This window comes from Rhodococcus sp. NPDC060176, assembly GCF_042728675.1.
Lineage (GTDB): Bacteria > Actinomycetota > Actinomycetes > Mycobacteriales > Mycobacteriaceae > Rhodococcus_F.
The window spans coordinates 164,760-178,798 of the sequence record NZ_JBHWYS010000003.1 but is presented as its reverse complement, the minus strand read 5'-3'; the positions used below and the strand labels follow the sequence as shown (position 1 = coordinate 178,798).

General features: G+C 63.8%; 14 protein-coding genes. 2 read left to right on the top strand and 12 right to left on the bottom strand.

From position 1 onward, the window contains the following. Position 1: 1 nt before the first annotated feature. The 11 genes from panD to ACFWEM_RS15685 all read right to left on the bottom strand — a co-directional run bounded on the left by panD (position 2) and on the right by ACFWEM_RS15685 (position 9,984). On the bottom strand, positions 2–448 hold the full coding sequence (gene panD / locus ACFWEM_RS15735) for an aspartate 1-decarboxylase (protein WP_003945761.1): 447 nt from the start codon (positions 446–448) through the stop codon (positions 2–4). Positions 449–475: 27 nt separating this feature from the next. Further along, the gene (gene panC, locus ACFWEM_RS15730; RefSeq protein ID WP_378534890.1) at positions 476–1,408 is read right to left on the bottom strand and encodes a pantoate--beta-alanine ligase; all 933 of its coding nucleotides are present in this window, start codon (positions 1,406–1,408) and stop codon (positions 476–478) included. After that, on the bottom strand, positions 1,401–2,342 hold the full coding sequence (locus ACFWEM_RS15725) for a Rossmann-like and DUF2520 domain-containing protein (RefSeq protein ID WP_378534888.1): 942 nt from the start codon (positions 2,340–2,342) through the stop codon (positions 1,401–1,403). Before ACFWEM_RS15725 ends, panC begins: the two co-directional genes overlap by 8 nt. Before the next feature lie 110 nt (positions 2,343–2,452). After that, positions 2,453–3,559 carry a DUF6779 domain-containing protein gene (locus tag ACFWEM_RS15720; protein ID WP_378534886.1) on the bottom strand — a complete coding sequence of 369 codons (1,107 nt, stop codon included), beginning with the start codon at positions 3,557–3,559 and terminating at the stop codon, positions 2,453–2,455. A 68-nt stretch (positions 3,560–3,627) separates the two neighbouring features. Further along, entirely contained in the window at positions 3,628–4,095 is a 468-nt protein-coding gene (locus ACFWEM_RS15715) for a DUF3180 domain-containing protein (protein WP_230816814.1), read from the bottom strand. Between the two features lie 17 nt (positions 4,096–4,112). After that, positions 4,113–4,616: a 2-amino-4-hydroxy-6-hydroxymethyldihydropteridine diphosphokinase gene (gene folK, locus ACFWEM_RS15710; RefSeq protein ID WP_378534884.1), complete on the bottom strand. Its 504-nt coding sequence runs from the start codon at positions 4,614–4,616 to the stop codon at positions 4,113–4,115. Further along, positions 4,613–4,978, bottom strand: a complete 366-nt coding sequence (gene folB / locus ACFWEM_RS15705) for a dihydroneopterin aldolase (protein WP_378534882.1) — start codon at positions 4,976–4,978, stop codon at positions 4,613–4,615. The genes folK and folB overlap by 4 nt, the downstream gene beginning before the upstream one ends. Before the next feature lies 1 nt (position 4,979). Beyond that, positions 4,980–5,840, bottom strand: a complete 861-nt coding sequence (folP, locus tag ACFWEM_RS15700; RefSeq protein WP_378448270.1) for a dihydropteroate synthase — start codon at positions 5,838–5,840, stop codon at positions 4,980–4,982. A 5-nt stretch (positions 5,841–5,845) separates the two neighbouring features. Beyond that, the gene (gene folE / locus ACFWEM_RS15695; RefSeq protein WP_019746783.1) at positions 5,846–6,463 is read right to left on the bottom strand and encodes a GTP cyclohydrolase I FolE; all 618 of its coding nucleotides are present in this window, start codon (positions 6,461–6,463) and stop codon (positions 5,846–5,848) included. Positions 6,464–6,522: 59 nt separating this feature from the next. Next, positions 6,523–9,069 (bottom strand): ATP-dependent zinc metalloprotease FtsH, encoded by a 2,547-nt coding sequence (gene ftsH / locus ACFWEM_RS15690; RefSeq protein WP_378534880.1) that lies wholly within the window; start codon positions 9,067–9,069, stop codon positions 6,523–6,525. Between the two features lie 267 nt (positions 9,070–9,336). Further along, positions 9,337–9,984, bottom strand: coding sequence for a FadR/GntR family transcriptional regulator (locus ACFWEM_RS15685; protein WP_003945418.1), 648 nt, complete (start codon positions 9,982–9,984; stop codon positions 9,337–9,339). A 99-nt stretch (positions 9,985–10,083) separates the two neighbouring features. Between ACFWEM_RS15685 and ACFWEM_RS15680 the strand changes: the two genes are divergently transcribed. Further along, positions 10,084–11,424: an SLC13 family permease gene (locus tag ACFWEM_RS15680; protein ID WP_378534878.1), complete on the top strand. Its 1,341-nt coding sequence runs from the start codon at positions 10,084–10,086 to the stop codon at positions 11,422–11,424. A gap of 28 nt (positions 11,425–11,452) precedes the next feature. Beyond that, the gene (locus ACFWEM_RS15675) at positions 11,453–12,862 is read left to right on the top strand and encodes an acyl-CoA synthetase (protein WP_378534876.1); all 1,410 of its coding nucleotides are present in this window, start codon (positions 11,453–11,455) and stop codon (positions 12,860–12,862) included. Between the two features lie 32 nt (positions 12,863–12,894). Here ACFWEM_RS15675 and ACFWEM_RS15670 read toward each other — a convergent pair. Next, on the bottom strand, positions 12,895–14,039 hold a 1,145-nt coding region (locus tag ACFWEM_RS15670; protein WP_378534874.1), incomplete at its 5' end, for an RDD family protein.

The following is a 14,039-nucleotide window of genomic DNA, read 5'->3' as shown; positions in this document are numbered from 1 at the left end:
ATTACACCAGACTGGATTCGCGCGAGGCCTCGAGTGTCGACAGCATGCGCGGGGTGATCAGGCCCGAACCCTCCGGCGCGTGAGCCGGGTCGGAACCGAGCTCGATCTGCTTGTTGTCGGCATCGACGAACACGACGCGCGGGGAGTACTCCTTGACTTCCTGCTCGTTCATCACGCCGTAGGCGATCAGAATGACCAGGTCGCCCGGCTTGACCAGATGCGCTGCTGCACCGTTGATTCCGATGACACCAGTTCCGCGCTCACCGGCGATGACGTACGTCTCGAGACGCGCCCCGTTGTCGATGTCGACGATGCACACCTGTTCGCCTTCGAGGAGGTCGGCGGCATCCATCAGATCCTGGTCGACGGTGACGGAGCCAACGTAGTGCAGGTCGGCGTGAGTCACGGTGGCGCGGTGGATCTTCGACTTCATCATTGTGCGAAACATATCCAGGTCCTTACTCGTGAAAAGTGCTCAGTGAGACAGCAGGTCGTCGATGGCGTCGGCGGACGGATCGGTGTCACGCTCGAGGAAGCCGGTTCCCACGGCAACACCGACATTGTCGATCAGACGGGTGGTTCCGAGCTTGGCGGCCACCAACAGTCGGCCGTCACCCCGCTCGGGAGCGGGGCCCAGATCGACGCCCCGAACCTCGAGGTAGTCGACCTCGATTTCCGGAACAGCTGCCAGGACAGCGCGTGCGGTTTCCAGAATTGCTTCCGCTCCCCCGGCCGCCGCGTGTGCGCCGGCGATCAGAGCTGCGGACAGCGCGACCGCTGCGGCGCGCTGGCTCTCGTCGAGGTAGCGATTGCGAGAGGACAACGCGAGGCCGTCGAACTCGCGGACCGTCGGAACTCCGATGATCTGTACGTCGAAGTTGAGATCCCACACCATCTGACGGATGAGCGTCAGCTGCTGATAGTCCTTCTCGCCGAAGTACGCGTGATTGGGTGCCGCGATCTGCAGCAGCTTTGCCACGACCGTCAGCATTCCCGCGAAGTGAGTGGGGCGTGCGCCGCCTTCGAGCTCGCCACCCAACGGTCCGGGCACGATGGTGGTGCGTTGACCACGCGGGTACATCGTCTTGGCGCTGGGCACGAACACCAATTCGACGCCCTCGGCGCGAAGCAGGTCGAGATCGGCATCGAGAGTGCGCGGGTATGCGTCCAGGTCTTCGCCGGCACCGAACTGCAGCGGGTTCACGAAGATGGACACGATCACGACGGCGCCGGTGACCTTGGCCTGACGAACCAGTTCGATGTGCCCCGCGTGCAGCGCACCCATCGTGGGAACGAGCGCCACCTGGCGCCCGACTCCACGCAGTGCCCGCGAGACGCGCCGAAGCTTGTCCGGATCGTGGTGCACCGTCAGTTCGCCGCGCTTGTATCCGCCCTGCAAATCACTCACGACGGTCACCTCCCGTTTCAGTCAAGATGTCGAACAATTCGGTGGGGGCGCCCACCCGCTGGGCCGATCGCAAGGACATCGCTCGATAGCCGGCAGCGAGCTCCGGATCCAGTTCTGTCAGTACGCGCAAATGTGTGTCGACGGCAGCGGCATCGCCGCGTGCCACCGGGCCGGTCAACGCCGAGGGACCGCGTCGTAGTGCGTTGTCCAGGGCCGCCGACAACAGCGGTTGCAGGACACGCTCGGCCACTCCACCCGGATCGCCGTCGATCAACTGCTGACCGAGCAGCTCGTCACCCTGCAACGACGCTCGCAGCGCCTCGACAGCGTCGACAACTAGGGTGACCAGGTGATTACTGCCGTGAGCCAGGGCAGCGTGGTAGAGCGCGCGGTTCTCCTCGCGCACTCGGACCGGCTCGCCGCCGATCTCGAGGACGAGAGACTGCGCGATCGCGTATCCGATGTCGTCGCCGGCCGTGATTCCGAAGCACGCCGACGACAGCCGCGCAGTGTCCTCGTCGTGACCGGTGAACGTCATCGCCGGATGGATAGCCAAGGGCAGTGCGCCCAGTTCGGTCAGGGGAGCCAGGATCGCAATGCCGTTGGCGCCCGACGTGTGGGCGACGAGCGTGCCCGGCTTGACGGCTTTCGTGGCCGCGAGCCCTCGAACGAGATCAGCAAGCTGGTCGTCCGGAACAGCGAGAACCAGCAGTTCGGAGCGAGCTGCGACGTCGGCAGCCGGGAGAATTTCGGTATCGGGAAGCCGCTTCACAGCGCGGGCGACCGAGGCACTGGAGACTGCGGAGCAAGCGCTGACAACATGACCGGCTCGCTCCAACGCGGCACCGACAGCTGTTCCGACCCGGCCTGCGGAGACAATTCCTACCGTCAATCGCGCAGGTGCAGGTCCATTAGTGATCCCGAAGGAAGTCACCGGATTCCTCTCGTTCGTTCCAGTCCCGCTCGGCGGGTACCAGACGTTCTGCGTCCGAGGATATCCTTCGCCCGAACCGTCCTGCCATGGCCGGGCGAGTGATCTGCGACTCAGTCCTCTCGGCGACGGCGTCGACCGGAGCCTTCGGACGGGTTGGCCGAACTCAGATTTGCCATTATTTCGGCGACGGTCAATCCGTTGGAATGAGCACCACTCGCGGCATCTTCCGGGGCAGCGCGACGACGACGGCGCGGCTCGGCGTCGGGCTCAGGTTCTGTTTCCGCAACAACCTCGGGAACAACCTCGGGCGCCTCTTCGACGACGGCGTCTTCGATGACGGCGTCTTCGATGTTCGGGGCCTGGGCGGGAGCCTTGATTTCTGGCTCGACCGGCTCCGGATCCTTCTCCACCGGAACATCTTTCGCCGTTCGTGTCGGCGAGGAACTCACAGAACTCACCGGAGAATTCTTCGGGGCCTGGTTCCGGGTCTGATCCTGGGGCTTCTGCGTCTCCTGCGGCTTCGGCGTCTCCTGCGACTTCTGCGTCGGTATGACGCGCGGCGCCACGAAGCTGCTGTCGCGCCACGACGTCTCCGCGAACACGACGGTTGTCTCAGCAGTCACCGGATCGTCGTTGGGCGAAGCCAAGCCGCCGACGTTCGGTGCCGGTTGGCTGGGCCCGCTCTGGCCGGCGCCGGGAACGTACAGTCCCGACGGTGCCGGCTGGTACGCGCCGTACGAACTACCGCCAAGTTCCGGTACTCGCGTCGAATCGGTCTTGAGCGCGGTCTGTTCGGGCAACAGTCCACCTTCGAAAAGCGCTTCGAGGTTCCGGCGCAGCGCGACCAATTCGGCGCGCAGCCCGGCCAGTTCCTCCGCGTCGGCGGTCACCTCACGACGCACACGGCCTTCGACGCTCAGTTCGTACTCGCGTCGAGCAGAAATTTCACGCTCGAGCTGCAGTTCGTACACGGTCTGCAGATCGGCAACCTTGGCTTTGTCCAGTGCCGACTCACGCCGATACTTGGTCATGGCGATAGCGCCGAGGGTGGCTGCCCACAGAGCGACGACCAGTCCCACCCGAAGAAGCTGAACGCTGTTGCTGAAGATCAGGAACAGCGAAGCAATGACAGCAAGTGCCAGAAGAGCAGCAATGATCATCTGGCTCGCGCTGCGCTTGCTTCGGCGCGCAGACTTCGATCGACCAGAATTTGTCATGGTTGCCAGGGTACTTGCCGAGACCGGGGTCGCCACGTACCTCGGTGGGTGATTTGCCGACCAGGCTGTCAGTGCGCCGGCTCGTCAGGTGTATCTTCCGGCGTCTTGCAACAATGTTCGAGCCACAGAGCTGCCGCTACCAGCGCAATTGCGGCGCCCAACCCCACCCACGCGCCCGGCGTGTCGGAGGCCGCGGCCTGCAGAACCGAGCGCTGTGGGATGAGATACACCAGCACTCCAACCCAGACACCCACGGTAGCTGAACCGACCAAAGCGGATGCTTTTGCCAATGCCAGCGCCCGGGCGGCAGTGATCGGATGGAGTTGTCTGAGCCCGTCGCCGACCTGACGATTCTTGACGCGCGCACGAATGACAAAAGCGAAGACGGCTTCGGCAACGGCCACGAAGTACAGCGACGCTCCCGCATAAACAGGGATGGGCGGCATCGAACCGTAGAACACGCGAATCAGAATCCAGGTGGCCACGGCCGCAACCGCGGCCAGAACCGCGAGTTCACTGATCCGGGTCGGCTTCAAACCCTTGTCTTGTTCGGTCACCGCGCAAGCACCACATCGGTAGTGCGCACACCTTCACGTTCGCTGCGATCGAGGCCGCCGAGAATTTCTGCCACCGACAACTTCCGACCGTCGACGATCAGCGTCGCATCAGGCTCGACGTCCAGCCAGGGAACGAGCACGAAGGCACGAAGATGAGCCCGGGGGTGCGGAAGTGTGAGTTCGGGATCGGAACTGACGACGCCTTCGCAGTCGACCACGTCCACGTCCAGGCTTCGGGGTCCCCAACGCTGTTCGCGCACCCGATCTGCGGCTTCTTCGAGAGCTTGCGAACGGCGAAGCCATTCAACGCTGTCGGCCTCGGGGTCGTCGACCACCACCACCGCGTTGTAGAAATCCTGCTGCTCGACGCCACCCCACGGCGCCGTCGAGTAGACCGGTGAGACAGCAACGACGGCGCTGCCCAACCCGTCGACAACGGACTGCAGGTGAGCCACGCTGTCGCCGATGTTGGAACCGATCGACAGAACAGCGCGCGTCATGCCGACCTGGTCCGATGTGCGACGACGGCGACGTCCGCGAAGACCAGCGGAATCGGCGCCGACGGCTTGTGGACCACGACCTCGACGCTCTCGACTCGCGAATCCTTCATGACGTCGTCAGCGATCTCGGCAGCGACGGTCTCGATGAGATCGCGCGAAGGGCCGGCGACGATGGCTGCGGCGGCTTCCGCCAACTCGCCGTAGTGCAGGGTCTCGGTCAGATCGTCCGACGCCGCGGCGGGCGCCAGGTCCATCCACACCGTGATGTCGATGAAGAAGTCCTGACCGTCACGCTTCTCGTGGTCGAACACTCCGTGATTGCCGCGAACCTTCAGCCCGCGCAATTCGATTCGGTCCCCCATGTCAGGCCCTTTCTCGTCCACGGTTCCAGGCGTCGACCACGGCAATGGCGTCGAGCGAGGCTTGTGCGTCGTGCACCCGAACTCCCCAAGCACCTTCGCGCGCTGCAAGGGCGGAGACCACGGCCGTCGCAGTCTCACGGCCGGCCGGCGGGCGCGGATTGCCTTCGGGATCGCTGAGCAGAGACCCGAGGAACCGCTTACGGGAAGCGCCGACCAGGACCGGGAATCCGAGTGCGTTGAACTCGGGCAGGGCCCGCAACAGAGCCCAGTTGTGGTCGGCGTTCTTCGCGAACCCGAGGCCGGGATCGAGGATGATCGACGACGAATCAACGCCCGCCTTCAACGCCAGGTCGACCTGCGACAGCAGTTCGTCACGGACGTCTCGGACCACGTCGTCGTAGTGATCGGCACTGCCACGATGGACGTAGTCGCGGGCCGAACGCCAATGCATGAGGATCCAGGGCACTCCGGCGTCGGCAACCACGGACGCCATGTCGGGGTCAGCGCGACCGCCCGAGACGTCGTTGACGATCCCCGCACCCGCTTCGATCGCGGCTGCGGCGACAGAAGCACGCATCGTGTCGACGCTGACGCGGATTCCCGCAGCAACCAGTTCTTCGATCACCGGGGCAATACGGTCAGCCTCGAGTTTCGGGTCCACTCGGGTGGCACCGGGACGCGTCGACTCACCGCCGATGTCGACGATGTCGACGCCAATGCGTTGCAGCTCTAGCCCACGAGAGATCGCCGCGTCACGATCGAGGAATTGGCCACCGTCGGAAAACGAATCGGCGGTGACGTTCAAAATCCCCATCACGACCATCCGGGCCGGATCGCTGTCTGCAACGGAAGCCGCGGACATCTCGCTCACTTACGAAGGATGAGGTCCAGCGCTTCGGACCGTGAGGCCGCGCTGGATTGCAGGAGCCCACGAACCGCAGACGTGGTCGTGCTGGCTCCGGGCTTGCGGATACCGCGCATCGCCATGCAGAGATGCTCGGCTTCGATGACGACGATGGCTCCACGCGGATCGAGCTTGCGCATCAATGCGTCCGCGATCTGACTGGTCAGGCGTTCTTGAACCTGCGGACGCTTGGCGTACAGATCGACAACACGCGCCAGCTTCGACAAACCGGTGACCTTGCCCGACTTTCCCGGGATGTAGCCAACGTGGGCGACGCCGTGGAAGGACACCAGGTGGTGCTCGCACGTCGAGAACATCGGAATGTCTCGCACGAGCACCAATTCCTGGTGACCCTCGTCGAAAGTCGTGTTCAACGCATCGTCGGGCTCGGAGTACAGACCCGCGAAGATCTCCTTGTACGAGCGCGCAACCCGGGCCGGCGTATCGAGCAGGCCTGGGCGCTCCGGATCTTCGCCGACCGCGATCAACAATTCCCGTACGGCAGCCTCTGCCCGCGCCTGATCGAACGGGCGGCCCGTTCCGAGCGACACCAGTTCACTGGCCACATCATTCACCGACAACCGAACTCTCCTCGAGAATTGTTCACAGGTCCCCCGCCGCAGAGCCTAGTGGCGCAAGGTCAGCGAGATCCGTCCGGTCCGTCCCAGCGAACGGTGCTCGGTCCCTCGTCCTCAGCCGAATGATGCGGCGGAGGAGTTTGCGGCTGTTCCGGTGCGGGGCTCTGCCACTGGTTTTCGCCGGTCGGGTTTCCCCGGTTCGGATCGGCGAAGGGTCCACCGTCCGGGTACTGCACCGGGTAGTCGGGTTGCGCGGGGTAGCGGCGGCCGGGGTGCGGCTGCTCCGGGTACGCCTGCTGTCCCGGATGCGGCTGACCGTACTGCCCCTGATCGGGCTGGGATTGACCGTGTTGGGGCTGACCGTACTGGCCCTGCTGCTGGTTCGGCGGGTTCGGATTCTGTCCACCGGTGTATCCACCCGACTGCTGTCCGGGGTACGTCGGCGACTGGTTCTCACGCGGAGGCCAACCCGGTGCCGACCATCCGGCGGGCGCTCCGTAGTCGGGTGTTCCCGGTTGCGGAGTCTGCTGCGGAGCACTCGGCTGCGGGTACGAAGGCTGTGCATACCCGTTCGAGGGTCCCTGGTTGCCGTTGTTGGGGACACCGCCGTTGGGGACACTGTTGTTGGCTGCGCCGGCCTTGACGAGAACTGGTGCGGCAGCGGGCTCCGGCCAGGTTTCGCCGCGCTCGATCGCGAGTTCACGCGGGGTCTTCACCGGCGGACGATCCGAAGGCGTGCGCCCACCGAAATCGTTGAAAGCCGTGATGCGCGGACGCTTTTCGACACCGGCAAGGATCTTCTCGAGGTCCTTGCGAGTCAACGTCTCACGCTCGAGCAGTTCGGTAGCGATGAGGTCGAGCGCATCGCGGTACTCGTTGAGGATTGCCCACGCTTCGGTGTGCGCTGCCTCGATGAGGTTGCGCACCTCCTCGTCGATTTCACGAGCGATCTCGTGTGAGTAGTCGGACTGCACGCCCATCGAACGGCCGAGGAACGGATCCCCGCCCTCCTGGCCGTAGCGAACCGCGCCGAGCTTGGCACTCATGCCGTATTCGGTGACCATCGCGCGGGCGATCTTTGTCGCCATGTCGATATCGGACGACGCTCCGGTGGTGGGCTCGTGGAACACCAGCTCCTCGGCGGCGCGTCCACCCATTGCCATGACGAGACGAGCGATCATCTCGGAACGCGTCATCAAACCCTTGTCGTCCTCGGGCACGGTCATCGCGTGACCGCCGGTGCGACCGCGAGCGAGGATCGTGACCTTGTAGACCGGCTCGATGTCAGGCATTGCCCAAGCAGCCAGCGTGTGACCGCCCTCGTGGTACGCCGTGATCTTCTTCTCGTGCTCGCTGATGATGCGACTCTTACGCCGCGGTCCACCGACAACACGGTCCACCGATTCCTCGAGCGAGGCTTCGGTGATGACGGTTCCGTTTTCGCGTGCGGTGAGCAGCGCAGCCTCGTTGATAACGTTGGCGAGATCGGCACCCGACATTCCGACGGTCCGCTTGGCGAGACCTTCGAGGTCTGCGTTGGGATCGATCGGCTTGCCCTGCGAGTGCACGCGCAGGATCGCGCGGCGGCCGGCGAGGTCGGGGGCGCCGACCGGAATCTGGCGATCGAAGCGTCCCGGACGCAGCAGTGCGGGGTCGAGGATGTCGGGGCGGTTGGTTGCGGCGATCAAGATGATGCCAGTGCGGTCACCGAAGCCGTCCATCTCGACAAGCAACTGGTTGAGCGTCTGCTCGCGTTCGTCGTGTCCACCGCCCAGACCTGCGCCGCGCTGACGACCGACGGCGTCGATCTCGTCGACGAAGATGATGCAGGGGCTGTTCTGCTTGGCCTGCTCGAACATGTCGCGAACACGCGAAGCACCGACACCGACGAACATCTCGACGAAGTCCGAACCGGAGATGGTGAAGAACGGGACGCCGGCTTCGCCTGCGACAGCGCGAGCGAGCAGCGTCTTACCGGTTCCGGGAGGGCCGTACAGCAGCACACCGCGCGGAATCTTGGCGCCGAGCGCCTGGTAGCGAGCCGGGTTCTGCAGGAAGTCCTTGATCTCGTACAACTCTTCGACAGCCTCGTCCGCGCCGGCGACGTCGGCGAACGTGGTTTTCGGCATGTCCTTGGTGAGCTGCTTGGCCTTCGACTTACCGAATCCCATGACTCCGCCGCGACCACCGCCGCCCTGCATCCGGTTCATGACGAAGAAGAAGATGCCGAACAGAATGATCATCGGCAGCACGAACAGAAGGATCGACGTCAGCCAACTCTCCTGAGTGACCGTCGTGTTGAACTTGTCCGCTCCGGCGCCTTCGACCTTGTCGAAGATCTGCTCCGACGCACTCGCGGGGTACTTCGCCAGGATCTGCGTCTTACCGTCGGTGGCGTCGTTGCCGTTCTTGAGCCACAGACGAACCTGCTGCTCACGGTCGTCGATCTGCGCCGACTCAACGTTCTTGGCGTCGAGTTGGGAGATCGCGACCGACGTGTCGACGGTCTTGAAGTCGCGGGTGTCGTTGCTGAAGTAGCTGAAGGCATAGATCACCAACAGCACGACGGCTACGAGTAGCACGTTACGGAACACAGTCTTACGGTTCATACAGGTCGGCCGATGTGGCCGGTCCTTTCGAGAGTGCGGGTCTGCCAGGTCGCCTTCCGGCTGCCAACCGGACACCTGCAGGTTACCGCGATCGGCCCCATCGATGCCCGCCAGCAGCCGTGCCGCTTGGTTGGAACGGTCGTCACTGTGTTCAACGTGCGCATTGCCGATCAGGTTCCCGGGCTACGTCGCAGCACAGTTTCCTGTGAGCGAACATGCTCACAGCGGTTATCGTGCGCTTTTCCGACGCTCGTCCGTCGTTATTCGTCAGGCCGTGTCGGAGAGGATTCCCGCAACAGCGTCGGCGGCGCCCGATTGGTCACCGTCGATGATGCGGTGTGCGAGCTGATCGAGTCGCGCAGACAGCCGAGCCGACGACTCGGGCACGTCCGCCTGCTGGGCGATCGTGTCGTCGAGATCAGCCAATAAGCCACCTCCGGCAAGGTGCCTGACACAACGCCACGTCTCGGCGAAGTTTCTCGCGGTCCCGTCGTCAGTCAGCATCGCGACCCGCAGCGCAGCGTTGGGATTCGACGCCGCCGCCCGAGCCAGGCCGGCCATGATCGCTTCCCGCGCCGCAGTCAGTTCGTCGACGGTCCGATCCTGAAGCCGCACGCCCGAGTCCGCGGAGCGGCCCGCGTCGGGCGTCGGAGCTTCACGAATCACTGCACCGTTACCGTGCTGGATTTCGACTCGGCCTCGGATCTCGAGGGCAACGAGCGCTTGAGCCAGCGACGCGCGACTCACGCCGAGTTCGGCAGCCAGGCTGCGTTCGGGAGGAAGCCGATCGCCGGGCGAAAGACCTTGAGCCTCGATGAAATTCGAAATGTGCTCGGCCAACTGCTCGTACAGGCGCGGACGCTTCAATCGTCCGGGCAGGCCCGAGCGCGAGCCGGGCGATGACGTCGAATTCATGCCTCGGAGTGTACTTGACAAATGGAGCAGTGGCAGAGAGGCTAGGCCAATTCCAAGTGATGCAGACCACAAGCTGGTCGCGAACGGATTGAGAGTTCGATGGCAAATGTCATAGCCCTGTCAGTACTTGTCCTGGTGTTCGTCATATCCACCGTGAGGTCGGTGAACATGGGTGCGCTTGCCCTGGTGGCTGCCTTCGTCGTCGGAACACTGGTCTTCACCGTCGATACCAGCGAGATCCTCGACGGCTTCCCTGCCAGCCTCTTCGTCATCCTGGTCGGCGTCACCTACCTGTTCGCGCTGGCCAGAAACAACGGCACGGTCGACTGGATCATTCACGCGGCCGTCCGGGCGGTCAGAGGACGAGTGGCCCTCGTGCCGTGGGCAATGTTCGCGGTGTGCGCGGCCGTCACCGCCATGGGCGCGGTCAGTCCCGCTGCCGTCGCCATCATCGCGCCCGTGGCGATGGGCTTCGCCACCCGCTACCGAATCCACCCCATGCTGATGGGCTTCATGGTCGTCCAGGGCGCAACGGCGGGCAGCTTCTCCCCCATCGGAATCTTCGGTGTGATCACCAACGACGTCATGCGTCAGAACGGCCTCCCGTCGAGCCCGGCCTTGCTGTTCGTCTCGACCTTCGCGGCCGCGGCCGTTGTTGCTGCCATCGCGTACGTCTCGTTCGGCGGTCGCGCACTGATTGCGCGCGGCGCCTCCGAGCGCGTGCTCGTCAACGCAGTCGGCAACGCGTCTGGCGGTGGCAACACCATCACCGGTTCGGGTTCCGGTGACAGCTCGAAGGGTGGCGGCAAGTCCTCCGGTGGGACCGCTCCGCACGAGGGAGCACTCAATCTCGAGCGCCGACTCACCCTGCTCGGACTGGCGTCACTTGCACTCGGCGCCTTGGTCTTCGACCTCGACGTCGGATTCACCGCACTGACCGTCGCGGTACTTCTCACCCTGATCTTCCCGGCCTCCGCCCGCGGCGCCGTCGACAAGATCAGCTGGGGCACCGTGCTCCTCATCGGCGGAATTGTCACGTACGTCGCTCTTCTGCAGAACCAGAACACCGTCCAGTGGCTCGGGGATTCGGTTGCACACGTCGGCATTCCACTTCTCGCAGCCTTCTTGATCTGCCTGATCGGCGCGATCGTATCGGCGTTTGCATCCACCACCGGAATCCTGGGAGCACTCATCCCTTTGGCTATTCCCTTCCTCATGACCGGTCAGGTCAATGCAACCGCTCTGGTCATCGCGCTGGCAATCTCCTCGTCTCTGGTCGATTGCAGTCCGTTCTCGACCAATGGCGCACTGGTAGTGGCAAACGCCGCTCCGGAAGAACGCGACGTGGTGTTCGGGCTGACGATGCGGTGGGGCATGACCATCATGGTGGTGACACCGATTCTCGCCTGGTTGCTGTTCGTTGTTCCCTGGTCCGTCTGAATCTTCGCTCAAAGAAAGGGAACTCGCGATGAACAGCGAATCCACACTTCTGCGCTCCCTCGACCCTCGCGCATTCGACGACCACGAGGCGGCGGTCAGTTTCGGCGAAGGTTCCACCCTCTCTCGCGCCGACCTGTTAGCCGCCGCCACCGCAGTCGCCGATCAAATCCATGGTGCACAGCGAGTGGCAGTACAAGCCGCCGCCGGCCTCGAGACGGTGGTCGCCGTCACCGGCGCACTGATCGCCGGTGTTGCCGTGGTCCCGATTCCACCGGACTCCGGCCCGCTCGAGCGTCAGCACATCATCGCCGATTCCAAGGCCGAACTGATACTCGGAGAAGGGCCAACGGATTCGAGTATCCCGTTGATTCCCATCGATATTCACACGCGATCCGCGACGTCCTATCCCGAACCGAGCGCGGCAGCTACTGCACTGATCATGTACACCTCGGGAACCACCGGAGCTCCGAAAGGCGTCGTCCTCTCGCGAGCATCGATCGCAGCGGATCTCGACGCGCTCGCTCATGTGTGGGATTGGACTCCGGAGGACACACTCGTCCATGGACTGCCCCTCTTCCATGTCCACGGGTTGATTCTCGGCGTGTTGGGCGCGTTGCGCGTGGGCTCGCCGCTGATTCATACCGTCAGACCGACCCCGGATTCGTATGCGGCCACGGGTGGCTCGTTGTACTTCGGTGTTCCGACCGTCTGGTCACGCGTGTGCGGTGATCCCTCGGCGGCGGCAGCATTGCGATCTGCGCGCTTGCTCGTATCCGGCAGTGCACCACTTCCGGTTCCGTTGTTCGAGCGGATGAAATCGCTGACGGGGTTGGCTCCCGTCGAGCGCTACGGAATGAGTGAAACCCTCATCACCGTCAGCACGACGCACGACGGTGAACGCCGCCCGGGTTGGGTCGGGCACGCCGTTCCCGGAGTCAGGACGAGGTTGCGCGGTGAGAACGGTAAATTGTCGGCGCACGACGGAGAGCAGCTAGGTCAACTGGAAGTCGCGGGAGCCGTGCTCTTCGACGAGTACCTCGGGAACCCCTCGAAGACAGCGGAATCCATCACCGAAGACGGCTGGTTCCGCACCGGCGACATCGCGGTGATCGACGAGAGCGGATTCCACCGCATCGTCGGTCGCGAGTCGGTCGATATGATCAAATCCGGTGGATACCGCATCGGTGCCGGCGAGGTGGAACAGGCACTTCTGGCATACCCCGGTGTTCGCGAGGCCGCCGTCGTCGGTGTGCCAGACGACGACCTCGGACAGCGCATAGTCGCGTTCATCGTCGGCGACGTAGCCGACTGCGCTGTGGTTTCGGACTTCGTCGCCGAATCACTGTCGATCCACAAGCGTCCTCGCCAGGTTTGTCTGGTGGACAGCTTGCCCCGCAACGCTATGGGGAAGGTGCAGAAGAAACTGTTGACGCCCTGAAGGCATGCGTGTTTCCCTCGAAGCGCGCTCGCTCACTGTCTGGTGACCACGACGACGGCGTCAGCCATCCGATCGTGAAAACCGCGTACATCCGGTGCAGCACTGATCGAGACAATGATCGCGATCGAAATACCCACTGTTACAACAGTACCCAGGATACTGGCGATACTGCCCAACGACATCGTGTTCAGCATGCCGACGAGCTCGTCACCACTACCGAGCATGGCCAACGCCGAAACAGCCGATCCGAGGTACATGGGGATCACGAATGCATTCCGTTTGAAGGACTGCGCCAGGGTCGGGCGCGCACCTCCTACCGAGCGAACGCCTATTCCGAGCGCAAGTTTGCCCAGGGTTACCCCGAATGCTGACTCTCCCCAAACGAAGTACACGATCGAACCCATCCCGATCAGGAGGCCGATCAGACCCGAACTTGTCCGGTAGGCATCGAAGTCGAAACCGTTTCTGAGCGTCGCGGTGGAGATCATGCCGCCGACGACCGACACGACTGCGAGAATGGCAAAATCGATGAATCGCGCGGCAACTCGTATCCCGGCTCCGGCCGGCCGAAAACCACCAGGCCGGAGTGGAACGCCGGTCGGCGCATACCCCGGGTTCGGTTGCGGCACGACCAGTGGCGGTGCGGCCAGTTGCACGGGGTCGCTACCGGAGCGGGATTCCTGTGCGTTCGAGATGAAGGTCTCGGTCGCAGGTTCGGGTTCGGGTTCGGGTTCGGGTAGACCGAATTGCCCAGCAGCCCTTCGATCCAACGCCTCATCCACAGCAGGATCACCCAACGCTCCGAGCCACGTCACAAGATCGTCGTACGTCGACGGATTCGCAGCAATCGCCGGCCGCAACTCCGGCGAACTCGACGCAATCTCGAACAGCACCGCCGCCGGGGTCCGCGGATCTCCAGCCTCGAGAGCACGCCATGAAGGCTTCACCGGCGCAGGCACCGACACTGGCACGGGCACCGGTTCAGGCTCAGACTCAGGCTCAGGCTGAGGCTCGGGTAGACCGAATTGCCCAGCAGCCCTTCGATCCAACGCCGCATCCACAGCAGGATCACCCAACGCCTCGAGCCACGTCACAAGATCGTCGTACGTCGACGGATTCGCAGCAATCGCCGGCCGCAACTCCGGCGAACTCGACGCAATCTCGAACAGCACCGCCG

Coding starts and splice junctions, on each gene's coding strand:
- panD (WP_003945761.1), bottom strand. CDS start 448: ATGTTTCGCACAATGATGAAGTCGAAGATCCACCGCGCCACCGTGACT.
- ACFWEM_RS15685 (WP_003945418.1), bottom strand. CDS start 9,984: ATGAATTCGACGTCATCGCCCGGCTCGCGCTCGGGCCTGCCCGGACGA.
- folK (WP_378534884.1), bottom strand. CDS start 4,616: ATGACGCGCGCTGTTCTGTCGATCGGTTCCAACATCGGCGACAGCGTG.
- ACFWEM_RS15675 (WP_378534876.1), top strand. CDS start 11,453: ATGAACAGCGAATCCACACTTCTGCGCTCCCTCGACCCTCGCGCATTC.
- ACFWEM_RS15680 (WP_378534878.1), top strand. CDS start 10,084: ATGGCAAATGTCATAGCCCTGTCAGTACTTGTCCTGGTGTTCGTCATA.
- ftsH (WP_378534880.1), bottom strand. CDS start 9,069: ATGAACCGTAAGACTGTGTTCCGTAACGTGCTACTCGTAGCCGTCGTG.
- folB (WP_378534882.1), bottom strand. CDS start 4,978: ATGGGGGACCGAATCGAATTGCGCGGGCTGAAGGTTCGCGGCAATCAC.
- ACFWEM_RS15720 (WP_378534886.1), bottom strand. CDS start 3,559: ATGACAAATTCTGGTCGATCGAAGTCTGCGCGCCGAAGCAAGCGCAGC.
- folP (WP_378448270.1), bottom strand. CDS start 5,840: ATGTCCGCGGCTTCCGTTGCAGACAGCGATCCGGCCCGGATGGTCGTG.